The organism is Mesobacillus persicus, from assembly GCF_900109925.1.
In the GTDB taxonomy this organism is placed as follows: Bacteria; Bacillota; Bacilli; order Bacillales; family Cytobacillaceae; genus Mesobacillus_B; species Mesobacillus_B persicus.
The window spans coordinates 396,491-421,535 of record NZ_FOBW01000001.1 but is presented as its reverse complement, the minus strand read 5'-3'; the positions used below and the strand labels follow the sequence as shown (position 1 = coordinate 421,535).

Genomic DNA, 25,045 nt, shown 5'->3' with positions numbered 1-25,045 from the left:
TTGTTGTGTTTCTTAATTATACAAAAAAGTACCCCATAGGTAGACTTTTTTTACGTGTCTACTCTATAGGGTACATTTTATTAATCATTGGTGGCTTCTATATTTCTATCAAACAATGTTAGTAAAAGGTTTTAAAGATTAGGATAAACACGTATTCCCATTCTTCTAGTTAGAAGATAAATTGGATTACTTGATAATCCGCTATTTTTTACATATACTTAGTTTAGCTAATGAACAAACAAAGTATAAGGCAAAAGGGTTTTTACTGAAATCGTAAAGTGTCTTGTCAAATTCGTTAGAGAATGGAGAGTTGAAGATGAAAAAGGTAGTTGTTACAGGCGGAAGTGGCCTACTTGGTTCAGCGGTCATAGAAGAATTTTTAGAACATGGTTATGAAGTCCTTAATGCAGATATTAAGTATCCAAAAGTAGAACTTTGCAAAACGGTCATTACAGACTTAACAAATCTTGGAGAGGTATATGGAGTGTTGGCAGGTGCTGATGCAGTTGTCCATCTTGCAGCAATACCAGTTGCCTACTCGCATCCTAACGAAGTTACCTTTCAAAATAATGTAATGTCTACCTATAATATTTTAGAAGCAGCAGGAAACTTAGGAATTAAAAAAGCGGTCATCTCTTCAAGTGAATCCTCCTACGGGATTTGTTTTTCAAAGCAAAATTTAAAACCGCAATATGTACCAATCGATGAGGACCACCCGCAATTGCCGGAAGAAAGCTATGGTTTATCGAAGATTGTAAATGAGAATACAGCTGATATGATCCACCGTAGAACAGGTATGCAGGTCGTTTCATTCCGGTTGGGAAATGTCATTTCTCCAGAAATGTATAAGAATTTCCCTGGTTTCATCCATAATCCTGAAGAGCGTAAACCTATCTTGTGGAGTTATATTGATACACGTGATGCGGCCTCTGCTTATCGTTTAGCTGTTGAGACAGATGGCCTTGGTTCCGTTGCTCTTAATATTGGGGCGGATGAAACTAGTATGGATATAGAAAGCAAACAATTAATGGAAACCTGCTTCCCTGATGTAAAAGATTTTCGAAGAGACTTAACAGGCTTTGAGCCGTTGCTTAACAATGAAAAGGCTAAGAAACTATTAAATTGGAAGCCTATTCATAAGTGGAGAAATTATGTAAAACTATAATTCTAAACTTCCAAAATTTTAAAAAAAGGAGTGGAAAACAGGTGAATACGTTACAAAGCACAACTACATTACATAACGGTATAAAAATGCCGTGGCTAGGTTTGGGTGTCTTTCTCGTCAAAGACGGAGAAGAAGTGGTGAATTCAGTGAAAACGGCTCTTGAGGTAGGGTATAGGAGCATTGATACGGCTGCTATTTATCGAAACGAAGAAGGCGTCGGTAAAGCGATTGCTGAATCAAATGTCCCTAGAGAAGACCTATTTATTACCACAAAAGTTTGGAACGCAGATCAGGGCTATGAAGCAACCCTTGAAGCTTTTGAAGTTAGTATGGAGAAACTTGGTTTAGATTATTTAGATTTGTATTTAATCCACTGGCCGCTTCCTTCTCAGGGGAAATATGTTGAAACATGGAAAGCGCTTGAAAAGCTTTATAAAGATGGACGTGTTCGTGCCATTGGGGTAAGTAATTTTAAGGTTCATCACCTCGAAGAGATCATCGCCAACTGTGAAATTATCCCGATGGTCAATCAGGTAGAATATCATCCACGTTTCAATCAACAGGAATTGCATGAGTTTTGTAAAAAACACGGCATCCAGCTTGAAGCATGGTCCCCACTGATGCAAGGTGGGCTGCTTGAAGAACCCACTTTGGTTGAAATTGCAGACAAATACAATAAATCAACAGCGCAAGTTATAATCCGCTGGGATATCCAAACGGGTGTAGTGACAATTCCAAAATCAACAAAAGCTCACAGAATTGCTGAAAATGCAGACGTCTTTGATTTTGAACTTACACAAGAGGATATGGATAAAATCAACACCCTCAATTTGGACCAACGTCAGTTTGCGGATCCAGACGAATTTGACAAAATATAAGGTGCACAGCCAAATGAAAATCGCTAGGACTTTTCCTAGCGATTTTTTAGGTTAAATGAATGTTCGAACCGAATAAAAGTATCTGGAGGAGGGACTAGAGAATTGGCTCAAAATACCTACAAAAAAAGCCCGCTCTACAGGTTAACGATGATAACCTGTACAGTGGGCCTTTTGACATTATGAAGTAAACATTCCTTCTTGACTTGTAACTGGTGCGACAAAGGCTTGTAAGAACCTTTGTTGTTCTTCGTTTAATGGGATCATAGGTAAGCGAACATCGCCAACAGGTACACCGTTCATATTCAAGGCCGCTTTTACTGGAGATGGGCTCGGTGCGATAAACAATGCCTTAATGGTCGGAAGAAGATTTCGGTGTGTAAAAGCAGCCGATTGAATTCTTCCGTTTTTAAAATTGGTAATCATCTCTTGCATTTCGTTGCCAATAATATGAGAAGCAACGGAAACGACTCCAGTGCCACCAATCGATAAGATAGGCAATGTTAAGCTATCATCGCCGCTGTATACCAAGAAGTCACTACTCGTTCTGCTGATGATTTCAGCAATCGCATCTAGATCGCCGCTTGCTTCTTTAATGCATGCAATGTTTTCAATTTGAGATAGCTGAACAACCGTATCCACAGATATATTTACAACACTTCTTCCAGGAATATTGTAGAGCATAACCGGTAGTTTTGTTGCTTCAGCGATTGCTTTAAAGTGCTGATATAAGCCTTCTTGAGACGGCTTGTTATAGTATGGAGCAACCAGCATAATACCGTCTACGCCAGCCTCTTCCGCCTTTTTAGTAAGGGTGATTGACGCCCTTGTGTTATTGGAGCCAGTTCCCGCAATAACAGGAATTCTTCCGTCAACAGCCTCAACAACGAATCTAAATAAATCAACTTTCTCTTCGGTCGTAAGGGTAGGGGATTCACCTGTTGTTCCAGAAACTACAAGTCCGTCCGTCCCGTTCTGGATAAGATAGTTCACTAAGTTTTTTGTTGCATCAAAATCAATCTCACCATTCTGATCAAATGGGGTTACCATCGCTGTAAGTACTTGGCCAAAATTTATCATGTTTCTCCTCATCCTTTTCAAATAAATTTTACTTTCGTGGAGAAGGAACTATTATTGTTAACCGCAAAAAAGCAACAACGAGGGCTCGTTGTTGCAGTAGAAACAATGTTTGATATCACCGCTTCTTTGCGTAAGATAGCCCTCCATATAGTCTCCTATATGACAGTCCTGCATTTATTCAATGACAGAACCAACTTCAAGAATATGAGCTTCTTGAAGCTTCGGCAAATCCCCCTTTCTGCAATGGTCAACGGACCTCATTACCCTCCACATTGCTTACTAATGGTTTTTGCACCTCTATCCTCACTTCAAATGTTTGAAATAAGAAAATATGTATTTGTCTCTGTAATATAACAGGAATTCTGACAGATGGCAAGGGATTTTCGCAAATTTTTCTAATTTTTGGGGATTGTCTTATGAGGATTGATTGGTCATGTTGTGTGGTTTGATTTTCAGCACGTTAATTTCCCTCAAAGGAGCTTTCACACAAACTAAAACGGTTAAAATTGGCTTATCTTACCTTACGTTAAAATCGGCTTTAGGATTTTAGAGACGTTTCACGAAAATACCCCTTTTTTATAAAAAATCCTTTCCTTTATGCTACATAAATAGGTGGGCCTTTGTTAAGTATATTTAAGTAAGATGGGTTTTAGTTACTCAATAGTGAGAACGGATTTTCAGACTTCGTAATGAAAACCACGAAATTAGCATACTGAACCTTGCTATCAGGTTCCTTATAGAGGGGATGAAAATATGTTTACATTCCGTGGGGATGCACATAAAGTTTACCTAAAGCTAAAAAAAACACCTGTCGAAAAGCGAAGTATGGATTACATGGCAGAACTGGCCGAGATTGAAGAAATAAGAAACTTATACCGTTCCATTGATAGTACTACATTAAAGTTAATTTTTTACCGAATCATTAAAGAAAAAAATGGTTCAGGAATCATTCCGATTCTTGTATCTTCCATCCCGTGGTTCTTATTTCTCTTCTCTAATAAAATCCAAGACATTTTAACCCGAAACGGCAGTATTCTTTGGATCATCTTTGGTGTGCTTTATATTATCACAATCACTGTAAGTGTGGTTCTCCATTTCCATGAAAAAGCATGGGCTGCCATCCATATTGAAGTCATTCAGGATATTTTAGAGGAGAGGAATGACGAATAACTATTTGCCCACTAAGAATTTTAAAACGGTAACCATTAGGAATCTTCAATTCATTCCATTTTGTCCTTCGCCATAATTGTACTTCTATCAAAGGAAAGCCATCATTCACCCAAGGAAAATGAAAAAACAGCTGAATTGCTGTTTTTTCATTTTTTTTTGAAACATGTCTAATCAAAAAAAATGAAAGAATGCTAAACTATTGAAAGATACGATAACATCTTTCAACGGGGGTATTATGAAGAAATTAAGGCAAACGACTAAAAGGCTGTTGATTTTGTTCATCCTATTTGGGGCATTCATCTATTTTAACAATAGCTTCCTTTTCACGAAGGACAGAGAAACTAGTCCTGTGTTGCTAGCCCATCGAGGAATGGCACAAACCTTTTCAATGGAAGAGATTGAAAATGATACATGTACGGCTGAGAGAATTTTTGAACCTGAGCATCCCTACATAGAAAATACGATTCCTTCAATGGAAGCCGCCTTCAAGGCTGGTGCTGACATAGTAGAGTTCGATATTCAGCCAACAGTGGATGGCCATTTTGCGGTTTTCCATGATTGGACTTTAGAATGCAGAACAGATGGGGAAGGTGTTACCCGCGAACAGACGATGGCAGAGTTGAAAACATTAGACGTCGGTTATGGCTATACAGCAGATAACGGGAGAACGTTTCCTTTTAGGGGACAGGGAGTTGGCTTAATGCCGACGTTAGATGAAGTGTTAAATTATTTCCCTGAAGAGTCGTTCCTAATTCATATAAAAAGTAATCACCCTGCAGAAGGAGCACAATTGGCTGATCATCTCTCCCAACTGCCCGAAGAACGACTGAAAAAACTAACTGTTTACGGTGGAGACGAACCTATTCGAACGCTAAAAGAACAACTCCCAGAGATTCGTGTGATGTCAAAGGCCACTCTGAAAAGCTGCCTGCTTCCATACCTTGCAATCGGTTGGTCGGGTTATGTGCCAGCCTCTTGTCAGAATACCCAAATCCATCTTCCTGAGAATTACGCTCCGTTCATGTGGGGGTGGTCTAATAAGTTTCTAAATCGGATGGATGCTGTTGATACACGAGTAATCATTGTCGCCGGGGATGGCGGGTGGTCGGAAGGCTTTGATACCGAACAAGACTTAGAGCGCCTCCCAGATGATTTCAGCGGTGGAATCTGGACGAACAGGATTGATACCATTGCTCCAATTATAAATGAATAAAAAATGGCGTTCCCACGAGCAAAGTGGGAATGCCATTTTATATGTAAAGAACCATGTTTTAAGCAACTTCTTGATTCGGTTTTGGTGAACCTTTCTCTTTGAACGCTAGTAAAAAAATCATCCCGATGATACAAGCTGTTCCCAGCCATTGAAATACGCCAAAGGGTTCTTTTAACCAAATGACTGTCGTTAAAACAGCCGCCAACGGCTCTAAGCTTCCGAGCAGGCTTGTTTCTTTCGGTAAGAGACTTTGTAAGCTTTCGATATAAAACCAAAAGGCAATCATGGTACCGAAAAAGATAACAAAAATCAAATAAATAATGGTCTCCATTGATAAGTTTGTAATGGTCACTTGCCATGGTGGGTGGATAAAGCTTAAGGCAATCCCTCCAATGAACATGGCCCAACCAACGATGACAAGCGAATCGTATTGCTTTAGCAACGGGACTGCATATAAAGTGTAAAAAGCCAATGACACTCCTGATAAGACACCCCAAACAATTGCAGCTGTTGGTACGGAAAGTTTCGAGAAAGAGCCGTTTGTTAATAAGAAAAAGCAGCCAATTAAAGCAAGGGTAACGGTAATTAGATCTCGTCGTGTTAAAGACGTTTGTCGCCGTAAAACAAGGTAAATGATGATTATCACTGGCGCCAAGTATTGAAGGAGCGTTGCAACTGCTGCATTTCCATGTTTAATTGAAGCCATATACGTGTATTGTACGGCTAGCATCCCAAACAGGCCGAAGATAATGAGTTGAATGGCTGCTCTTCGGTTTTTCCAAACGCCAAGAATTTGCGAGCGATCTTTTATAAAAAATTGAACAACTAAAAGCAATAACCCCGCAAGTACCAATCGAGTAGACACTAACCAGTTTACATCTATTGAGTCATTTTGAAAGAGTTTTTGGGCAACGGTGCCACCCACACCCCACAAGGTTGCTCCTGTTATCACTAAAAAGAATCCTGTACTTCTATTGGGTCCACTCATTATTCAGTCTCCACCTTAAAAGATATTTCTAGTGTTATAATAATTGAAAAGTCAGATAAATAATAGACTAATGTTGCTTAAGGGGCTTTTGAAAGGGGAAGAAAGTGAAAACGAAGATTTTACTATTCTAACATTGCGAAAGTGTACCCAAGTTTGATCTTTCCTTTCATTTACCCATTCGGGACAGGCCTAATAGGATTAGTGTTATTTTGGATAGGACTAAAATAGAGAAATCCACGGAGGTTAAGCCGATGAAACTAGAATTTTTAAGTTCCTCAGAAAGAGAAATAAAAGCTACGGATGTGATAAGGCTTTATAAAGACGCTGGTTGGTGGGAGGAGAGAACCGAACCAGACATTGATAAAATGTTAAAGAAGGAGATTTCGGTGGGGGCCTGGAACCATCAGACGCTGATTGGCTTTGCTAGAGCTGTAACAGATGGCCAATTTAGAGCGTATGTTGAAGATGTTGTCATACATAGTGATTTTCAGAAGACAGGGATTGGAACTAAACTTGTATCGAAGTTATTAGATGAACTTAGCCATATTGATGTAATAAGTTTGTTTTGTGAGGAAAAGTTGATTCCTTTTTATGAGAAAAATAACTTTAAATCTAGTAAATCTCAATTTGTATTGCACCGGAAAGGCTAAAGTGTATTCAGTTGGGGTTTTATTTAAGATTTGGGCGATTTAGACATCGGCGAGGAGCTTATGCATTCATTCTTGGAAGATATCATTCGATTATTTATAGTTATGCATCGATTATTGGAAGTTATGGATTGATTATCTGAAGTTATTGAAAAAATGGTGTCTAAATTATTACAAGCCCTCTTTCCTGCTACAAGCGAGACAGAGAATGAGGGGCGGAAATTGCCACTGGTCACGTGCTACTAGACTAGCCGAACCAGTCACGATTAGTGCAAACGCATATTAACGACAAGTAGAGGTTGTGAAAAAATGAAGTGTATAGGCTGTCAATTAGCAAATAGCCTCGAGCCCGTTCATGTTGTGTTTGAGGATGAATTCGTATGTTGTTTTTTGGACCATGATCCATTTAATGAAGGTCATGTGTTAATTTTACCTAAAAACCATATTTACGACGCGGATGAGCTCGATAAAACTACAGCAATGTCGATTATGAAAGCTTCTATGCTGTTATCAAAAGCAATAAAAAGATTGTTTAAACCTGATGGAATCACAATTTGCCAAAACGGTGGAATTTTTAATGAGTTAACTCATTATCATATGCATGTGGTCCCTAGATACAAGGACCAATCATTCGCTACTTTCTATTCAGAAGATGACCGCTATGTGGAAGAAGAGACGAAATTGAGTGACACGAGAATAAAACTAAGCAACGCCGTTAGGGAGATCATCATCGAAAGTAAATAATTAACAGGTGCCAGGCACCATCCAGAAACTGGATGGTGCCTGGCACCTTACTTTTTCTACATATAATAACAAAAATTGCTAAAGATAATGGGGATTTATGTATTTAGCCTATATGCAAGGGTGAGAGATAACATGGCGTTGATGAGTAAACTATATAAACGGTTAATAAAGAAACAAGCAGTGAAGGATCCCAAAGTGAATGTTACTGCTAAGGAGAGTAATGATCAACGTCCAACCTTGGACCATATTACATCTGAGTTTGATAACTGTTCTGATTTAACTCATCGATCTTACCCAGAGCTAAACGTGGACCTACTATACTTTAGTCACCTGGTGGGTAATGAGGAGTTAAAGAGAGAGGTTTTGGACCCTCTTGCGAATGTAAGAGAAGAAGAACTGCCCCAATTATTTAAACAAAGTCAATTCAGTAAAAGCGATTCTTCAAAGGAAGTAGTCAAAGGTTTATTGGACGGGATGTTGGCAATTTTCTATAAAAAGGATATATATCTAATTGGAATTGCAAATCCACCTAGTCGATCAATAAACCAATCTGAAACTGAAACATTCATCACAGGTCCGCATGATTCGTTTGTCGAATCTGCTATTACTAACCTTGCACAAATTAGAAAGAGGGTAAAAAGCTCTCACTTGAAAGTAGTAAAACTTGGAGTCGGATTGAAATCTCCGTAGATGCCACTGTCAAAGTTAAGGATTATGGGAAGTTTAGGTAGCCCGTTTTTGCTTTCATTGGAGACATCTTTTAAAAGAGGCATAATTCTTCTTTTAAAAATAAAACTAATCCAGTGGAGGTGGAAATGGATGCCTGATCAAGAAGCCAAATCACCAAAATCTATGCCTTATAGTATTTGGGATACGCGGACGAACAAACAAGCGGAACGAGCGTACAAAGCAATTGTAGCCGCAAAAAAGCAAGACAAGCCAGCTGATCATCAGACTGAATAAAAGGGAGGATGTCATTTGAGAGATTTAACGGTCTATGTTACTGAAGCAACCCATCAACAACCGATCCAAACATTAGAATCGATTCTCGTGGACATGGATGGAATTGAAAGAGCGTTGGTTGATAGTGATGATGGGGAAGTAAGGATAGTTTATAATGAAGAGCAGGTCTCTCCGGAGCAAATTAAAAACCGAATTCAACTACATGGTCTACATCTGCATTAAAAATAAAAATCCCCAAACATAAAAGTTTGGGGCTCTTGTATTTATAATTTAGCTGAATGATATCATATCCCAGCACCCTTATCGACAAATACCCGGGTCTCTTTTTTCACAATTTTAGATAAGCCAATCGTTCCGATTCCAACAATTAATGTGCTAATAGTAACTAATACTTGATAGAAGTTTGGATCGATAAACAAATGGATCAGTAAATAAGAAACCATTAATGAAGCTAAAGGGGATACTAACCAAACCATCCCAATCCGCTTGATCACGTCTTTTTGCATAATCGCAAATCCATCTTTAACCGCTCCAACACCAAGAATTCCACAAGTTGTCACTTGCGTAAGGGGAATGGGTACTCCAAATACGGAGGCGATAATTACTAACGTTCCACCTGTAAACGAAACGGCACTCCCTTGCAGTAAAGAAAGCTTAGTAATTTTCTTTCCGTTGGTTTCGAGTACTTTTCCGCCTAACAGGATGGCCCCAATGGATGTGAATAGGGCACCTAGTAACAACCCGTTTGAAGAAGAAATCATCCCTGCGCCAACAATTGGACCGATCGAATTGGCAACATTGTTCATCCCTGCAGAGAATGCCTCTAAACATCCACCAAAGACGAGTAAAACAGATAACCATTTTGTCCAGCGGCCATTTTCTGTTAATTCACTCCACCGGTTTTCTGCTAGCTTTATTAGATAGCCCAATACGTATGTAATCATAAAAGATGCAATTGGTATGATTACCCAAAAGGAAACAATATAAAGCAATGACTCTGAGTAAATCGCTTGGAAGGCAGCGCCAACTCCAACAATTGAACCAACGGTCACTTCACTAGTGGACAATGGGATGCCAATAATGTTAGCTAAAAACAGTGTCAATGTTGCTCCTACAAGGATAATGATGACAATTTTTGCATCTAAAAGGTCCATCGGAATAATTCCTTTCCCGATGGTTTTGACGACCTCACCGCCACCAAGAACGGCACCAAGAAAAGCCGTTATCGCAACTAAAAGCAGGGCTAGTCGCTTACTTCTAATCGCTCCTGCTCCATACGGTGCCCCCATCGAAGCAGCTGTTCCACTTGCCCCGATATTCATAGCGAAAAATAGTGCAACAATAATGGCAATATACTCTAATATCATTCTTAAACCCTCTCAATCTTATGATGAACTCCTAGATTATTAACTATTAATGAAGCATCGGGTTTTAATTCTTAGTAATTTTATAGGAATAGTCATTTATTAGGTTGATTATAAAGTTTTTTCAGAAAGAAAACAATAGTTTGATGAATTTCTACTTCGGACGTCTTTTGTTAGTTAAGGTACATTTATGGAGATTTTGTTAACACTTCTAAATTTTAAAGGAAATATAAGGAAATCCCGTGAATATATACTAAAGGGGAAAAGCCCCGATATTGAGAGGAGGAATAGGTATGTCAAAGAAAGTCCTACTGTTGGCTGGAGATGCAGTTGAGGCACTTGAAATTTATTATCCTTATTTTCGTTGCCTAGAAGCAGGCTATGATGTAGAAATTGCGGCCCCTTCGAAAAAAAAGCTGCAAACGGTTGTCCATGATTTCATCGGGTGGGATACGTATACGGAAAGCAAGGGGTATTTAATTGAGTCCCAGCTAGCGTTTGAGGATGTAAATCCTGAAGAATATGACGGGTTGATTATTCCTGGCGGAAGAGCACCTGAGTATATTCGCTTAAATGAATTTGTCCCTAAAATTGTAGCCCATTTCTTTGAAGCAAATAAACCTGTAGGAGCGATTTGTCACGCTACCCTAGTTTTATCAACCGTTCGTCCATACATGGAAGGACGAGAGCTGACAGCTTATATCGCTTGTAAGCCTGATGTCGAAGCAGCAGGGGCTACATATGTAGAAACACCTCTCCATGTTCAAGGGAACCTCGTTTCAGGGCACGCATGGCCAGATTTGCCTGGATTTATGAAGGAATTTATTGCTTTGTTGGAAAAATAGCTTAGCCTTCGTTTACCTTCTTTGCAGTCCCTTGTCCAAATCCGGATGGGGACCTTTTTGTGCTATGATAAAGAGAAAAAAGTAGGTGCGATCATTGGACTACTCCTTTAAATCTCTCTATTCCGAAATCGGTGGTCAGGAGACGATTGATCAACTGGTCAATGCGTTCTATCCACGCGTCTATGCCGATGATGACTTAAAACCACTATTCCAAGGGGATATGGAGGAAATAAAAAGAAAACAGAGAATGTTTTTATCGCAATTTTTAGGAGGACCTGCTTTATATAGTGAAGAGTTTGGACCTCCTGCCATGAGACAAAGACACCTTCCCTTTGAAATTACACCAACAAGAGCAAAGAGCTGGTTGCGTTGTATGAGAGAGGCCTTTCAAGAGATTGGCTTAGACGAACATCCTGCCGGAGAAGCCTTTTATGAACGGTTGACACAAGTAGCGAAGATCATGGTCAATCGTCCGGATAAAGAATAGACTCTTCGGGAGCATGGCATGTTTTGAAGGACTTAAGAAATCCCACTCATAATGGAAAGAACAAACGTGCATAATAACAGCAGTATGAAATGTGGGAGGACTGAACGTGAGCAGAAACTATCAATTATCGATTTTTGCCTTAGGTGGATTAAATGAAATCGGGAAAAACATGTATGCTATAGAATCTGGAGACGATATCATCGTTATTGATTGCGGAAATAAGTTTCCAGATGAAAGCCTGTTAGGGATTGATTTAATTGTTCCTGATGTTACTTATTTAGAGGAAAACAGAGAGAAAGTTCGAGCGTTAATTGTCACACATGGACACGAAGATCATATCGGCGGGATTCCATTCTTTTTGAAGAAAATAAATGTTCCGGTCTATGCAACACGCTTTACCCTAGGATTGATTGAATTAAAATTAAGAGAACACAAGATCCTAAGGGAAAGCGAACTAAATGAAATTGATTCAAACTCAAATTTAACCTTCGATAAAATAAAGGTAAACTTTTTTAAGGTCAATCACAGCATTCCTGATTGCCTAGGAATCGTTTTCCATACACCAGAAGGGACGATTGTCCATACCGGTGATTTCAAGTTTGATTTAACACCAGCCAATAACGAACATTCAGATATACATAAAATGGCGGAAATCGGCAAAGACGGCGTACTCTTACTTATTTCTGAAAGTACAAATGCCGAGCGCCCGGGGTTTACCCCGTCAGAGCAAAGGGTTGGTGAACACGTTTTTGAAGCATTTGTAAAAGCAAAACGGAAAGTGATTATCTCAACATTTGCTTCGAATATAAACCGTGTTCAGCAAGTGGTTGAAGCTTGCGTGCGAACGAATCGAAAGCTTGCTTTGTTAGGTAGAAGCATGTTAAATGTCGTAGATGTTGCGATGGAACGAGGCTATTTAGATGTTCCAGACGGGATGTTAATCGAGCAAGATCAGATTCATGAATACCCTCCAGAACAGGTTGTGATTCTGTGTACCGGAAGTCAAGGGGAACCGAATGCAGCCCTTGCCCGACTTTCTACCGGTAACTTTCGTGGCGTTGAAATTTTACCAGAGGATACGGTCATTTTCGCTGCAGGTCCAATCCCTGGAAACGAGCGTAATGTAACAACGATTGTTGATAATTTATATACTCTTGGAGCACATGTTATCTATGGGTCTGGTAGTACGTCTGGTATGCACGTCTCAGGGCATGGGTATCAGGAAGATTTAAAGCTGATGTGTACTCTAATGAGACCGAAATACTTTATTCCGATTCACGGGGAATACCGAATGCTCCACCACCACCGGATGCTTGCGGAATCGGTCGGGGTTGAACCCGGAAATACATTTATCATCAGCAATGGCGATGTTGTCGACATTGAGGATGGAGTTGCCCGTCAAACGCGCGAAGTCCATGCAGGCAACACATATGTGGACGGAATCGGTCTAGGAGATGTTGGGGAGATTGTCCTCCGTGACAGAAAACAACTATCTGAGGATGGAATGCTCGTCATTATTTTAACAATGAGCAAGCGTGACAGAAAGCTGGTTTCCGACCCAGATACCGTTACGCGCGGATTCGTATATGCCCGAAACAATGAGGAACTATTAGGTGATATTAACCGGCTTGCGGCGAAAACCATTAACGAACTCCATGGACGAAATAAAAACGACTGGGGCAGCATGAAACAACAACTTAAAAAATCATTAGGTCAATATATCTTTGCTCAAGTGAAGAAAAAACCAATGATTCTCCCGATCATAATTGAGGTATAGGTTTAGATGGGATTCAAGTTCTCTAATTTAAATTATAGAGATGTCCTCATTACTTCCATTTTTTATGCGATATGGATTGGCATAACCTTACCAATTAGTATATCTTTAATTTTTTGGATTCTTAAACCCCTGATAATAAAAGATACTACTGGTATTAGCATGATCATTCTTGCAATGATTGTTGCTCCTGTGGTCAGCTACCTTGGCATGAAACTGTTTCAAAAGAAAATAAAACCATGGTTTAAAAAGTAACGGGTTCAGATTTCAAATACAAAAACTAAATTAGCACACCAATTAGCAGTCCTATTCGCAACTGAATTAGACTGCTTCTTTTTTATTGACATATTTGGGGTTTAAGATAAAATAAATGGCAAATCCGCCCTGAATTTCGTACCCACTTAAACAAGGTGTCATAAGTTTTTGTCGGCATGAAAATTCGCATGCTAATTGATGTGCTACAAATGATATTTAACTAACAGGGGGAGGTCCCTGTCCTGAGAGGCAGAAATTATGAAGAAGATATTCTTTCTTATCCTTAATCGAGACCTCTGATTATTTAAATAAGGGGAGATTTTCCCGTTAACCTTCAGAATAGGGCTAGGTTCGGAGGATATAAGGGGAGTTTTTCCCGTTAAGGCAAAGCAAAATGGTTCATTTTCATGGTTTTGGAGTAAATAGGGGGAATCTTTCCCCCTATTTACTCTATTTTTCGTGCCTTTTACATATTAAGAGGAATTTCTCCCCTTATTTTACTGGCATACTTGATGGCAATTCTTGAAGACTTGGAAATCGCTAACTGGTGCTTATCTTGGGAGAAAAATGCTTGGAGCATATATCCCCAAGCATTTTTCTTTCCCTATTCCCTTGAAAGATAGTTTTTTAATTTTGGTACGAATTACTATACGAAAAAGCAATGTTTATTCCTGTTTTGTACTTCAAAACCGAACCCGTTATTTTAAAAGAGAAAAGTTAAAAATGATTTCAAGATCTGCTATCTTTGCAGATCTTTTTTATGTACATTAAAAAGAGAGAAGGAATAGACAGGTGGGGTGAGGATGCAAAAGATTGTTTCGATACTGCTATTTAGTATTTTTTTAGGAGGGACGATTGCGGTCTTTTCGATTGTATACAATGATTTTGATCATCCAATATCATTTACCATCGTCATTGCATATGTGATTTATCTTCTATTGTATTCAGCGTTTCTATTAATTGTAGGATTTAAAAATTTGGTTAAACTTCGATGGAGGGAACTAAGAAAAAGAATTGTTACGCTATTTATTTGGTCAATTGCACTTTCGGCAGCACAATTTATGTTAAGTCCCATATTTAAAAATAGTGTACAAACGATTTATGATTGGGGAATTCCACTAGGGATTGCTTTCGGAATAACTTTTTCAGATCTGCTGTTTACTGCAATAAAGAAGGATAGAGAGTAATTTCAAATATCTAACCGCCGATTGTAGTAGGAGGGCCCTAGAGTGGGAAGTACTGGGTACAACCATGCGAAAGATTGAAACTAGTGACTTATCATTAACGGGTAAAGATTGGAGAGAGTAGCTCGATTTCCTTTACTCTACTCCATTAAACCTAGCCATTAAAAGGGTATTATAGTAGTTGCCATCAGAAAGAAGCTTATCTTTCTTTAAAACGCCTTCCACTTCAAAACCATATTTTTTATATAGTTTGATCGCATTTTCGTTTGTTTCGAGAACACTTAAAGTTATCTTATTCACTTGATTATGCTCTGCCCAATGGATGGACTCTAGTAAAAGATTCTTTCCGATTCCATATCCCCAAAATTCTTCTAAAACACATACACCAAACTCGACTTTATGGGAGGTTCTTTTCAGTTTGCTGCCTTCACATCTCGAAAAACCAACAATCCTTTTGTTCACTACAGCCACTAAAAATAGGTTCCTACTCCTTTCTGTATCTTCTTTGATCATCCGCTTAAAACCGGCCTCGTCTATGTACGCTTCACCTTTTTCTCTATCCAAATTCTCAGTTTCACCATCAATTTTCACTCGGACATCTGACAGGTTTTTGGCATCGTCATGGATAGCCGACCTAACAGTGTATTGTAATCCATTTATAGAAAACATTTTTGAATTCACAACCATTTCCTTTTCCTCCTATTAAAATGAAGATGATCAAGAATTATTATACAACCAATGATTCTATTCTTATATCTAAAACTTCTAGTAAGTGAACACAAATAGGAAGAAAACTTCCATCTATCCTTACATGGTATGATAAAATTATTTCTATACAGCAGTAAACGGAGGAAATGGAATGAACAATCAGGGGTATTTTTATCAATTTTTAGAACCTATCTCTAAAGAACTAGCGTTGCTTGCTAAAGAGTTAGAGAATAGTATATTTACTAGCCCAAGGACGATGTTGACGCATTCACGGGTTTTCATTGAAAACATTTTGCAACAGGTTACTTATGCCGAACAAATAGTGGAAGATCCTAGGACTAACTTAAAAGAACGGCTTGATCTTCTAAATGAAAATGGATATTTGATTCCTGAAATCCGGGATGCCCTTCATCAAGTGAGAAAGAATGGAAACCAGGCAGCGCATGATGCTAGAAAGTTCCGCTATTCAGAAGCGTTGTTGTCATGGGAAGCCTTGTACGAGATTGTCAAATGGTATGTAGAAGTTTATGGTCCCGTTGATGTCGTGGTTCCAGACTACCAAGACCCATCCCCACAAGTAGAACAAAGTTATGATATGTCCGAGCTTGAGGTTCGCTTGAAAACGTTGGAGGAACTTCTTAGGAATCCACCTCCGAAGCCTGAGGATGCACCGGCCTTTGAAGAGGCAGCTGTTACAACAGAGGAGAGGCCAGAGGTGAAAGAGCTCCCTGGATTTACAACGATAAGAACCCTCACGTATAAAGGTAAAAAGCTAGAGGTCCCTTATTTTCTCCGCGATGCGTTTCTTTTGCCGCAGCGTTTTGATAAATCTGAAACTTACCTGATTCGATTAGGGGCTGAACAACAAGCGCGGATTATGAGTGAGCTACCAAGCAATCTCGAAGGTTTACACAAACATGTGAAACGTTTTAGTGATAAAAATGACGAAATCTTTTTTGAGGAACTAAAAACGTATATTGAAGAGGAAAAAGCACGAAGAAAATTAATCGTCGAACGACCTGGGGAGTTGTTTTTCTTTTATAGAGATCGCCACATTGTTGTAACTGAAGAGCTCGCTAAGATCCCGCTAGTGTCAGCTGAATTTACCGGCAGTCCTAGTCTATTAAGGCAGTTGAATTCAGACCAAATTGAAACCGTCGGTCAGCTCCCTAAAGAATTGGTCATCCTGGCTAAATATGAGAATGTGGGGACTGGTACGGTTGAAAAGCTTTTTGAGCAAATAAAGAATAAAGTGAATGTAACCGTAGAAGAAGAAGCACCTAGTCAAGACAACCGTAGAGCCTATAAGAAATGGGAATCTCTTTATGTCCATGTAAAACTAGGTGATGGGACGACGATTATTCGTGGGGAAAGCGTTTCTTCTTTTTGGAAGGAGGGGTTAAAATGGATTGAATCAAAGGATCTTCCATTACACCCGCTCGTCGAAAATGGGATTACCCTAGGCTCGACCGATCGAGGGGACAGGTATGCGATTGCTCTAAAGCCTGTTCATAAGGATAATCGCCCTTTCACACAACAGCATACCTTCGAATCCATTACTGGTGAAACGTATTATTTAGAAACGAAAATCAATCCTAAATCAGGTCTTGAAACGTTTAAAAAAATCTTCGACCGTTTAGGGGTTGAAGTGCATATCCCTCTTTTAGAGGAGTAAAATAATGGGTGCTAACTGCTTTTAGTTCTAAAACAGTTAGTACTCTTTTTTGTGTGGGGTTCATTCAAGTGTGTACTGGATTTTGAATCAAAAATTTTATATTAGGACTGTAAAAGTCGGGTGTGTTTAAGCAGAAAAGTTTGTTTCCTAATTACATATTGTTACTATAGTAGTAATTCATTTTAGAAAGGAACATTCAAATTGACACATTTAAATATCCCTGTTTCCGTACTTAATTTAGCTCCTATTCGCGAAGGACAAGGTCCGAAAGATGCGATTGACGCGATGGTGGATCTTGCACAAGCAACAGAGGAGATGGGGTATAACCGATATTGGATTGCAGAACATCATAATACGCCAACACTGGTTAGTTCGGCTACTTCGATTTTGATTAAACATACATTAGAGCACACGAAAAAAATTCGGGTCGGTTCTGGAGGAGTGATGCTTCCGAACCATGCACCTCTAGTCGTGGCTGAGCAATTTGGCACAATGGCAACCATTTACCCCGGGCGCTTGGATCTTGGCCTTGGTCGTGCTCCAGGAACAGATATGATGACAGCTAGTGCTTTAAGGCGATCTAAAAATGATTCTGTGTATACATTCCCTGAGGATGTCGATTCCCTGCTTACTTATTTTGGACCGGAAGAAAAGCAGGATTATGTGAAAGCATACCCTGGAGTTGGCACAAATGTACCGCTATATATTCTTGGGTCTTCGACCGACTCAGCTTATTTAGCTGCAAGTTTAGGCTTACCTTATGTGTTTGCTTCGCATTTTGCGCCAAGATATATGGAAGAGGCCATTTCGATATATCGAAAACGATTTAAACCATCTGAGTATTTAGATAAGCCATATATGATGGTGTGTCTGAATGTCATTGCAGCGGAAAGTGATGAAGAAGCCAAATTCTTATCGACCACGATGCAACAATTTTTCCTTAATGTCGTCCGTGGTTCACAAATGTTTTTACAACCCCCTGTTGAAAGCATGGATACGATATGGAATCCAATGGAAAAAGAAATGGCTGCAGGGATGTCTAGCGTCACATTATCAGGAAGCAAAGAATCCGTTCGCGACCAGATGACCGCTTTCCAAGAAAAATACAAAGTCGATGAAATCATGGCCGTATCCTACATATACGACCCAGAAAAACAAAAACGCTCCTACCAAATCCTCAAAGACATTGTGGATGGAAAATAACTGGTAGGTGCCTGGCACCATGAAAGAGCAGCTGATCAGGGCTGCTCTTTTTTTTAGGTTTGTTTAAAGATAAGGTTCTTTGTTTGTTCGCGGTGAATTCTGTTCGAGAGATATGTTCATGTCAACGAAACTTTTTATGAACTCTATTCGTCTTATAAATAGGAAAAAGCTAGGATTTCATTTTTAAAAATATTCCATTTTAATAGATACATATAAATGTTGGATCCATGGCTGCTCGGTCCTGTTATATCACTACCTTGATTAAATACTGAATAGTAGAAAATGTTAAGCGAAGGAAGGGTCACAAGTGGAAAGTCGCCTCTATAAGGATTCATTACATTCAAACAACTTTATTTCCTTTTACAGCCTTGCCGCTGTTCTTGTTTGGTGGAAGACCTATATCGTACAAATTACACAGTTCAACCTTGGGATTGAAAATCTTATTCAGCATTTGATTTTATTTTTAAATCCATTGGGTTCAGCTTTGTTATTTTTAGCCTTTGCTTTCTTCTTTAGAGGAAAAAGGAAATACACAAGCCTGATTTGTCTGCAGCTGCTCATGTCATTTCTTTTATATGCCAATATCCTGTATTATCGCTTTTTCAATGATTTTATCACGTTGCCGACTTTAACACAGACACAAAATTTTGGTGATGTCAGTGGCAGTGTCCTAACACTTCTAAAGCCCTATGATCTCCTCTTTTTTTCGGATACTTTGTTGCTGGTTTTTCTACTATCTAGCAAAGTTGTGAGAAGAGAGACGAATAAATTAGGGAGAAGGAAAGTTGCTGCGATTTTTTGTCTTGCTATAGGAATCTCTACCTTTAATCTAGCTTTAACCGAGGCTGACCGTCCCGAATTATTGACAAGAGGGTTTGACCGGAACTACATAGTGAAGTATTTAGGCATGTACAACTATACTATTTATGATGCTGTCCAAAGTACGCGAGCATCCGCGCAACGAGTCTGGGCAAATAGCGATGATATCGTTGAGGTCATCAACTACACGAAGTCGAATCAAGCTAAACCAAACCCAGAGTATTTTGGTGCAGGTGAAGGGATGAATGTGATTTATGTTCAATTGGAATCCCTACAAAACTTTCTCATTGATTATAAACTCCACGGGGAAGAGGTAACACCATTTTTAAATTCCTTACAATCTGAAGAAAACATGTTATATTTTGATAACTTCTTTCATCAAACCGCCCAAGGGAAAACTTCTGATTCGGAGTTTATGGCAGCAAACTCTTTATACGGATTGCCACAGGGCTCGGCTTTTACTACAAAGGGGTTAAATACATACCATGCGGCTCCCGCCATACTGGGACAACAAGGTTATACCTCAGCCGTTTTCCACGGGAATGATGGAAGCTTTTGGAATCGAAATGAAATCTATAAATCCTTCGGGTACGATCATTTTTTTGATTCAAGTTATTATCATTTAAATGAGGGCGATTTGGCTGAGTATGGATTAATGGACAAGCCATTTTTTAACCAATCGATTCCTTTATTAGAGTCGTTGCCACAGCCATTTTACGCCAAGTTCATTACGGTTACACACCATTATCCATTTAAAATTAATGAAGGAGAGGCAACCATTGCTCCTCATACCACTGGGGATAAGACGGTAGATAATTACTTTCAGACGGCTCGGTATGCTGATGAGGCCTTGGCACAATTCTTTGACTACCTCAAAAGTTCTGGGCTATATGATACTAGCATAATTATTCTGTTTGGTGATCATTATGGAATTTCAAATAATCATACGCAAGCAATGGAACAGGTGATAGGAAAAGAAGTGACTGCTTTTGAAAGTGCAGGCTTGCAGCGAACTCCTTTATTTATTCATGTACCTGGCATAGAAAGCCAAACGATTCATGAATATAGCGGACAAATTGATCTTCTTCCTACACTTCTTCATCTACTAGGGGTGGACACAAGAAAATATGTCCACTTTGGAACGGATCTATTATCAGAGGAGCATGATGATCTTATCCCGTTCAGGAATGGCGACTTTGTGAGTCCGAAATTTACTTTAGCAGAAGGGAAGTTTTATGATTCAAACACAGGAGAGCTTATTGAAGAGGAACAGCTAGAAGAAGCCCAAAAATACCGTGATAATGCAAAACAGAAATTAGATTTCTCCGATAAAGTCGTGAATGGGGATTTGATACGATTTTACACACCTGAAGGCTTTAGGCAAGTGGATCGGTCAAACTATTCCTATAGTTTGGAGAACCAGGAATAGAATAATGGAAAGAACTTTATAAAGGGATGAACGAGTATGAAATCGCAAGAGGTTTCATACTCGTTTGTTTTTTATAGGCATTAAAGGACTACCCATTGTTCTTTTCCCAATGGGTAAACAAACCACTGCCGCTGCACCCTGTACATGAAGAAGGGTGCGATGCGAAAAAATCACTTCCTGCAAAGGCATGGAATCCTCTGCCTCGACAGTCTGGACATTTATTTTTGGATTGCAGTTTGGCTTTTCTTCGTTCTTTAAAGAATCCGATAATCTTCACCCCTAAACATTTATTTCTTATACTAATATGGGCTTAGTTTAGTCTGAACATGTATGACAAGATTGATTTTCAACTGAAGGACTCTCAGAAAATAAGGAAGATTTCCAGCTGTCATTCATATAATAAAAAGCATCGGTTCCAGTCAACACCGATGCTTCTTTATGTATAAGATGTAAAAATAATATAAGTATTTTTGCGAGCTCTTTTGGCAGGATACATGGCTATATCTGCTTTTTTTCAGTAGTTCACTTAAGTTGTTTCCATCTCGGGGAAAATGTACAATTCCAATACTCGCAGAAACGGATTTTAGATGTGCAAAGTTTGTCCACGAGAACAAATTCATCTTCACCAATGGAATAGCTAAATCTTCTGTATAGATGTTTTGTTTTAACCGATGTCTAACTTTCATGAGGACTTGGTCCGCTATGTCTTGTCCGTACTGATCATTCACTTGTTTGAACCATCTAAGTCAATTAGCATGATTGAACCTTCTTGGACTAACTGATGAAAATGATTATATAAATAATTTCGGTTATATAGGCTAGTTAATAAGTCTATTCTCATTTGTTGTTCCAGTTCAATCACATAAGACCAAAACGTTGGGAATTCCTGTAAGGTGTTTAGGGCAAGCTTCAATGGTTTAATATATACATATATTTATGCTGGAGTCCATTTAAGCCCTTAAGTTCAGGGGGCATTTTAATCGGATTGGAATGTGTTGAGAAGAAGTTTGGCTGCACACATATCTTTGATAAAAATGCTTAGAGAGAAGGGTAAAAATGAATAAAAAATTATTCAAGAATGCAAAGGTTTCACAAAGCTTACTTGGATTTTATATGATTGCTGTTATTTTTCTATGGTTGAAAACGTACTTTGTTCAATCTACACAGTTCGATTTAGGGATTGAAAATATCCTTCAGAGCTTAATCTTAATTTTAAACCCTCTGGGGACAGCTCTTTTCTTTTTAGGTTTGTCGTTATTCCTAAAAGGGAGAAACACGTATATAGGGCTGGTCATCATTTACACGTTCATGTCGATTCTTTTATATGCAAACGTCCTGTATTATCGCTTCTTCACGGATTTCATCACCCTGCCGACTTTGACCCAAACCAAAAACTTCGGCGATGTAAGCGGAAGTGTTACATCCCTGGTAAACCCTTTAGACCTACTATTCTTTGTAGACGTGTTGGTACTAGTCGGGCTGGTTGTCTTTAAAATTGTAAAAATCGACATAGTCGATATGGCTCGGAAAAAGGTTTTTGGCATTTTGTTGGTGGCTTTAGGCGTTTCATCTATTAGTCTAGCTTTAGCTGAAGCAGATCGTCCGGAACTATTAACGAGAGGGTTTGACCGGAATTACATTGTTAAATATTTGGGAATGTATAATTACACCATTTATGACACCGTTCAAAGTACAAAAGCAACGGCTCAAAGAGTTTTGGCTAGCGGCGATGACATAACAGAAGTGATTAACTATACTAAGTCGAATCAAGCGCGTCCAAACCCAGATTACTTTGGAGCAGGAAAAGGGATGAACGTCATTTATGTCCATATGGAGTCAATCCAAAACTTTCTTATTCATTACAACCTGCACGGGGAAGAAGTGACCCCATTCTTAAATTCATTAACACAGGAAGAAAACATGCTGTACTTTAATAATTTTTTTCATCAAACCGCGCAAGGGAAAACGTCTGATGCGGAATTTATGCTGGCCAATTCTCTTTACGGATTGCCACAAGGGTCAGCTTTCACAACAAAAGGCTTAAATACCTACCAAAGTGCTCCGGCCATTTTAGGGCAGCAAGGGTATACTTCCGCCGTCTTTCATGGAAATAAGGGAAGCTTTTGGAATCGAGATCAAATCTATAAATCTTTTGGCTACGACCACTTCTTTGATTCTAGTTATTATCAGCTGAAAGAGGCGGATATGGCGGATTATGGTTTAATGGATAAACCATTCTTCGAACAATCGATTCCGTTGTTAGAGTCCTTACCTCAGCCCTTTTACGCGAATTTTATTACGGTTACACACCATTATCCTTTTAAAATTAGCGAAGACGAGGCAAGCATTGCTCCGCATACAACTGGGAATAAGACGGTGGATAACTATTTCCAAACGGCTCGGTATGCCGATGAAGCCCTGGAGCAATTTTTCAATTATCTTAAAACATCGGGTTTATATGACAATAGCATCATCATCATGTATGGAGACCATTACGGGATTTCGAATAATCATAATAAAGCAATGGAACAAGTAATTGGAAGAGAAATCACGCCGTTTGAGAGCGCTGGACTGCAAAGGACTCCATTATTCATCCATGTACCAGGGATTGAAGGGAAAATCATTCATGAGTATACCGGACAAATTGATCTTCTTCCTACACTGCTTCACTTGTTGGGAATGGACACAAGAAGGTATATTCATTTCGGTACCGATGTCTTTTCTGAAGATCACGATGATTTAGTTCCGTTTCGAAATGGGGATTTCGTCAGCCCTGAATATACTCTTGTCGAAGGGAAATTCTATGATTCACTGACAGGTAAACAAATAAAAGAAGATCAACTAGAAGAAGCGAAAAAATACCGTGATCGGGTAAAGCAAAGATTGGAGCTCTCTGACAAAGTTGTAAACGGTGACTTGTTACGATTTTATACACCGAAAGATTTCACTCCGGTGGACCCGGAAGACTATCAGTATAATTTGGACGGTAATCAGAAGGGGAATAAAAAGTGAGTCTAATAGGGGTTCTTGCCGAGTATGAAATCAAAAGGTTTCATACTCGTTTTTTTATATTTCAGGGTTTGTTTTTTAGTATATAATGGAAAAATATGATTCTGACAAAGAAATGAAGATTAGATATTTGTGGATACAAAGTTAATCTTGGTGGAGGGGCTACCAGGCTCTGGGAAAACTACGACTGCCGAACTTATACTTGAACTATTAAAAGAAAAGGGCCTCTCTTCTAAGCTCTTTCTAGAGGGAAATCTTCAACATCCTGCTGATTATGACTCAATCTCGTTTTTTACAAATCAGGAATATGCTGTCCTTTTGGAACAATACCAAGAAATTAGGAACGATTTAAACGCACTTGCATTTGAGAGAGTTGACGGATGGATGGTATCCCGTTATGAGCTCCATAAGCGATTAGGAGATAGGGAGCTACCAAACACTCTTTCAAAAAAATTATCGGAAAATGATATCTACGAATTGCCTTTAGAAAAACACATTGAACTACTCGCCGATAATTGGACAAGATTTCGTGATAATTCGATGAATAATAACGATATCTACATTTTTGAATGCTGTTTTATCCAGAACCCAGTCACGATTGGAATGGTTAAATATGGTGCTTCTAGCGAGGTAGTGATGAATTACGTGAATTCTTTGGCCAGTATTATTGAACCACTGAATCCTGTTCTGATTTATGTGAATCAGGAGGACTTAAGAACGTCCTTTACAAAGGCTGTTCAAGAGAGGCCGAAAGAATGGTTCGATGGGTTTACCGAGTATTATACAAAACAGGGTTATGGAAAACGACAGCGAGCCGAGGGACTAGATGGAACGATAAATGTTCTCGAGGCAAGAGCCAAGTTAGAGGCTAAAATCTATGATTCAATAAAGTTTGAAAAGTATAAGATCAATAATTCAGATTTTGATTTATTGCTGCATAAAACAAGAATTGCAAAAAGCTTAAAAGAAGTCTAACTACGGACTTGGTATAGGAGGAAAACAGAGTGGAAATAACCGACCAATGGAGTAAAGAGGAAAGTGAGTATATCCGTAAAAAGGTCATTGAACATAATCTATCAAAACTACCCGATGAGGTAAAACATCCCGTTAAGAACGTCAGCTTCATCCTTAAAGATGATGAGGGAAAGATTCTGGGTGGTATTACCGGTACAATTTTTTGGTATTGTTTACATATCGATTTTCTTTGGGTTGATGAATCATTAAGAGGGAAGGGTTATGGGAAAGAGCTATTAGCTAGGATCGAGAAGATTGCGAGTGAAAACCACTGCCGCCTTATCCAATTAGATACTTTCAGTTTTCAAGCGCCAGACTTTTATCAAAAATATGGCTATACAATCGTTGGGATTGTTGAAGAACACCCGAATAAAGAACATAAACAATACTATTTAACCAAAAAGTTAATGTAAAAAAACTGGAAGGTGCCAGGC

24 protein-coding genes and 1 riboswitch are annotated in these 25,045 nt (G+C 39.0%); of the genes, 19 read left to right on the top strand and 5 right to left on the bottom strand.

Annotated features, from left to right (window positions below; translation table 11 throughout):
• Positions 1–316 precede the first annotated feature (316 nt).
• The gene (locus BMX30_RS02070) at positions 317–1,165 is read left to right on the top strand and encodes an NAD-dependent epimerase/dehydratase family protein (RefSeq protein WP_090740681.1); all 849 of its coding nucleotides are present in this window, start codon (positions 317–319) and stop codon (positions 1,163–1,165) included.
• An 86-nt stretch (positions 1,166–1,251) separates the two neighbouring features.
• A complete protein-coding gene (locus BMX30_RS02065) occupies positions 1,252–2,043 on the top strand; it encodes an aldo/keto reductase (protein WP_090740895.1) in 792 nt (263 codons plus the stop codon).
• A 177-nt stretch (positions 2,044–2,220) separates the two neighbouring features.
• Here BMX30_RS02065 and dapA read toward each other — a convergent pair whose 3' ends face one another.
• A complete protein-coding gene (gene dapA, locus BMX30_RS02060) occupies positions 2,221–3,117 on the bottom strand; it encodes a 4-hydroxy-tetrahydrodipicolinate synthase (protein WP_090740893.1) in 897 nt (298 codons plus the stop codon).
• A 131-nt stretch (positions 3,118–3,248) separates the two neighbouring features.
• A riboswitch (Lysine riboswitch) is annotated at positions 3,249–3,428 on the bottom strand.
• A 445-nt stretch (positions 3,429–3,873) separates the two neighbouring features.
• Between dapA and BMX30_RS02055 the strand changes: the two genes are divergently transcribed.
• Together BMX30_RS02055 and BMX30_RS02050 are read left to right on the top strand one after the other, a co-directional pair.
• On the top strand, positions 3,874–4,290 hold the full coding sequence (locus BMX30_RS02055; RefSeq protein ID WP_090740679.1) for a hypothetical protein: 417 nt from the start codon (positions 3,874–3,876) through the stop codon (positions 4,288–4,290).
• Between the two features lie 235 nt (positions 4,291–4,525).
• Complete coding sequence (locus tag BMX30_RS02050) at positions 4,526–5,503, top strand: glycerophosphodiester phosphodiesterase family protein (RefSeq protein WP_090740677.1); 978 nt, start codon at positions 4,526–4,528, stop codon at positions 5,501–5,503.
• Positions 5,504–5,561: 58 nt separating this feature from the next.
• Here the strand turns inward: BMX30_RS02050 and BMX30_RS02045 are convergent, their stop codons facing one another.
• A complete protein-coding gene (locus BMX30_RS02045) occupies positions 5,562–6,491 on the bottom strand; it encodes an EamA family transporter (protein WP_090740676.1) in 930 nt (309 codons plus the stop codon).
• A 251-nt stretch (positions 6,492–6,742) separates the two neighbouring features.
• On the opposite strand from BMX30_RS02045, the gene BMX30_RS02040 reads away from it, so the two are divergent.
• From BMX30_RS02040 to BMX30_RS02020, 5 genes are all read left to right on the top strand, one after another.
• On the top strand, positions 6,743–7,141 hold the full coding sequence (locus BMX30_RS02040) for a GNAT family N-acetyltransferase (RefSeq protein ID WP_090740674.1): 399 nt from the start codon (positions 6,743–6,745) through the stop codon (positions 7,139–7,141).
• Between the two features lie 306 nt (positions 7,142–7,447).
• The gene (locus BMX30_RS02035; protein WP_090740672.1) at positions 7,448–7,882 is read left to right on the top strand and encodes an HIT family protein; all 435 of its coding nucleotides are present in this window, start codon (positions 7,448–7,450) and stop codon (positions 7,880–7,882) included.
• 132 nt (positions 7,883–8,014) lie between these two features.
• Positions 8,015–8,572 (top strand): spore germination protein, encoded by a 558-nt coding sequence (locus BMX30_RS02030; protein ID WP_170843768.1) that lies wholly within the window; start codon positions 8,015–8,017, stop codon positions 8,570–8,572.
• Positions 8,573–8,701: 129 nt separating this feature from the next.
• Positions 8,702–8,845 carry a hypothetical protein gene (locus BMX30_RS23360; protein WP_170843767.1) on the top strand — a complete coding sequence of 48 codons (144 nt, stop codon included), beginning with the start codon at positions 8,702–8,704 and terminating at the stop codon, positions 8,843–8,845.
• Positions 8,846–8,860: 15 nt separating this feature from the next.
• Positions 8,861–9,067: a hypothetical protein gene (locus BMX30_RS02020; RefSeq protein WP_090740666.1), complete on the top strand. Its 207-nt coding sequence runs from the start codon at positions 8,861–8,863 to the stop codon at positions 9,065–9,067.
• A gap of 62 nt (positions 9,068–9,129) precedes the next feature.
• Here BMX30_RS02020 and BMX30_RS02015 read toward each other — a convergent pair whose 3' ends face one another.
• On the bottom strand, positions 9,130–10,212 hold the full coding sequence (locus tag BMX30_RS02015; protein ID WP_090740664.1) for a sulfate permease: 1,083 nt from the start codon (positions 10,210–10,212) through the stop codon (positions 9,130–9,132).
• Positions 10,213–10,502: 290 nt separating this feature from the next.
• Between BMX30_RS02015 and BMX30_RS02010 the strand changes: the two genes are divergently transcribed.
• The 4 genes from BMX30_RS02010 (at position 10,503) to BMX30_RS01990 (ending at position 14,757) form a co-directional block, all read left to right on the top strand.
• Positions 10,503–11,054 carry a DJ-1/PfpI family protein gene (locus BMX30_RS02010; RefSeq protein WP_090740662.1) on the top strand — a complete coding sequence of 184 codons (552 nt, stop codon included), beginning with the start codon at positions 10,503–10,505 and terminating at the stop codon, positions 11,052–11,054.
• A gap of 94 nt (positions 11,055–11,148) precedes the next feature.
• Entirely contained in the window at positions 11,149–11,541 is a 393-nt protein-coding gene (locus tag BMX30_RS02005) for a globin domain-containing protein (protein ID WP_090740661.1), read from the top strand.
• Positions 11,542–11,647: 106 nt separating this feature from the next.
• The gene (locus tag BMX30_RS02000; RefSeq protein WP_244532483.1) at positions 11,648–13,318 is read left to right on the top strand and encodes a ribonuclease J; all 1,671 of its coding nucleotides are present in this window, start codon (positions 11,648–11,650) and stop codon (positions 13,316–13,318) included.
• Positions 13,319–14,373: 1,055 nt separating this feature from the next.
• Complete coding sequence (locus BMX30_RS01990) at positions 14,374–14,757, top strand: hypothetical protein (RefSeq protein WP_090740657.1); 384 nt, start codon at positions 14,374–14,376, stop codon at positions 14,755–14,757.
• A 132-nt stretch (positions 14,758–14,889) separates the two neighbouring features.
• On the opposite strand, the gene BMX30_RS01985 is transcribed toward BMX30_RS01990, so the two are convergent.
• Positions 14,890–15,441 (bottom strand): GNAT family N-acetyltransferase, encoded by a 552-nt coding sequence (locus BMX30_RS01985; RefSeq protein WP_090740655.1) that lies wholly within the window; start codon positions 15,439–15,441, stop codon positions 14,890–14,892.
• A 172-nt stretch (positions 15,442–15,613) separates the two neighbouring features.
• Here BMX30_RS01985 and BMX30_RS01980 point away from each other — a divergent pair, with 172 nt between their 5' ends.
• The 3 genes from BMX30_RS01980 (at position 15,614) to ltaS (BMX30_RS01970) (ending at position 20,588) form a co-directional block, all read left to right on the top strand.
• Positions 15,614–17,137, top strand: coding sequence for a DUF4145 domain-containing protein (locus BMX30_RS01980; protein WP_244532482.1), 1,524 nt, complete (start codon positions 15,614–15,616; stop codon positions 17,135–17,137).
• Between the two features lie 201 nt (positions 17,138–17,338).
• Positions 17,339–18,340: an LLM class flavin-dependent oxidoreductase gene (locus tag BMX30_RS01975; RefSeq protein ID WP_090740653.1), complete on the top strand. Its 1,002-nt coding sequence runs from the start codon at positions 17,339–17,341 to the stop codon at positions 18,338–18,340.
• A 307-nt stretch (positions 18,341–18,647) separates the two neighbouring features.
• Positions 18,648–20,588 (top strand): lipoteichoic acid synthase, encoded by a 1,941-nt coding sequence (gene ltaS, locus BMX30_RS01970; protein ID WP_090740651.1) that lies wholly within the window; start codon positions 18,648–18,650, stop codon positions 20,586–20,588.
• A 419-nt stretch (positions 20,589–21,007) separates the two neighbouring features.
• Here the strand turns inward: ltaS (BMX30_RS01970) and BMX30_RS24215 are convergent, their stop codons facing one another.
• The gene (locus BMX30_RS24215; RefSeq protein WP_090740649.1) at positions 21,008–21,316 is read right to left on the bottom strand and encodes a nucleotidyl cyclase domain-containing protein; all 309 of its coding nucleotides are present in this window, start codon (positions 21,314–21,316) and stop codon (positions 21,008–21,010) included.
• Between the two features lie 328 nt (positions 21,317–21,644).
• Here BMX30_RS24215 and ltaS (BMX30_RS01955) point away from each other — a divergent pair, with 328 nt between their 5' ends.
• From ltaS (BMX30_RS01955) to BMX30_RS01945, 3 genes are all read left to right on the top strand, one after another.
• A complete protein-coding gene (gene ltaS / locus BMX30_RS01955; RefSeq protein WP_090740647.1) occupies positions 21,645–23,600 on the top strand; it encodes a lipoteichoic acid synthase in 1,956 nt (651 codons plus the stop codon).
• A gap of 129 nt (positions 23,601–23,729) precedes the next feature.
• Entirely contained in the window at positions 23,730–24,572 is an 843-nt protein-coding gene (locus BMX30_RS01950; protein WP_090740645.1) for a P-loop NTPase family protein, read from the top strand.
• 29 nt (positions 24,573–24,601) lie between these two features.
• Entirely contained in the window at positions 24,602–25,024 is a 423-nt protein-coding gene (locus BMX30_RS01945; RefSeq protein WP_090740643.1) for a GNAT family N-acetyltransferase, read from the top strand.
• Positions 25,025–25,045: the final 21 nt, after the last annotated feature.

Coding starts and splice junctions, on each gene's coding strand:
- BMX30_RS02065 (WP_090740895.1), top strand. CDS start 1,252: ATGCCGTGGCTAGGTTTGGGTGTCTTTCTCGTCAAAGACGGAGAAGAA.
- BMX30_RS02045 (WP_090740676.1), bottom strand. CDS start 6,491: ATGAGTGGACCCAATAGAAGTACAGGATTCTTTTTAGTGATAACAGGA.
- ltaS (WP_090740647.1), top strand. CDS start 21,645: ATGAATAAAAAATTATTCAAGAATGCAAAGGTTTCACAAAGCTTACTT.
- BMX30_RS02015 (WP_090740664.1), bottom strand. CDS start 10,212: ATGATATTAGAGTATATTGCCATTATTGTTGCACTATTTTTCGCTATG.
- BMX30_RS01980 (WP_244532482.1), top strand. CDS start 15,614: ATGAACAATCAGGGGTATTTTTATCAATTTTTAGAACCTATCTCTAAA.
- BMX30_RS02030 (WP_170843768.1), top strand. CDS start 8,015: ATGGCGTTGATGAGTAAACTATATAAACGGTTAATAAAGAAACAAGCA.
- BMX30_RS02010 (WP_090740662.1), top strand. CDS start 10,503: ATGTCAAAGAAAGTCCTACTGTTGGCTGGAGATGCAGTTGAGGCACTT.
- BMX30_RS01985 (WP_090740655.1), bottom strand. CDS start 15,441: ATGGTTGTGAATTCAAAAATGTTTTCTATAAATGGATTACAATACACT.
- BMX30_RS02035 (WP_090740672.1), top strand. CDS start 7,448: ATGAAGTGTATAGGCTGTCAATTAGCAAATAGCCTCGAGCCCGTTCAT.
- BMX30_RS23360 (WP_170843767.1), top strand. CDS start 8,702: ATGCCTGATCAAGAAGCCAAATCACCAAAATCTATGCCTTATAGTATT.
- BMX30_RS02070 (WP_090740681.1), top strand. CDS start 317: ATGAAAAAGGTAGTTGTTACAGGCGGAAGTGGCCTACTTGGTTCAGCG.
- BMX30_RS01990 (WP_090740657.1), top strand. CDS start 14,374: ATGCAAAAGATTGTTTCGATACTGCTATTTAGTATTTTTTTAGGAGGG.
- BMX30_RS02040 (WP_090740674.1), top strand. CDS start 6,743: ATGAAACTAGAATTTTTAAGTTCCTCAGAAAGAGAAATAAAAGCTACG.
- BMX30_RS02055 (WP_090740679.1), top strand. CDS start 3,874: ATGTTTACATTCCGTGGGGATGCACATAAAGTTTACCTAAAGCTAAAA.
- BMX30_RS02050 (WP_090740677.1), top strand. CDS start 4,526: ATGAAGAAATTAAGGCAAACGACTAAAAGGCTGTTGATTTTGTTCATC.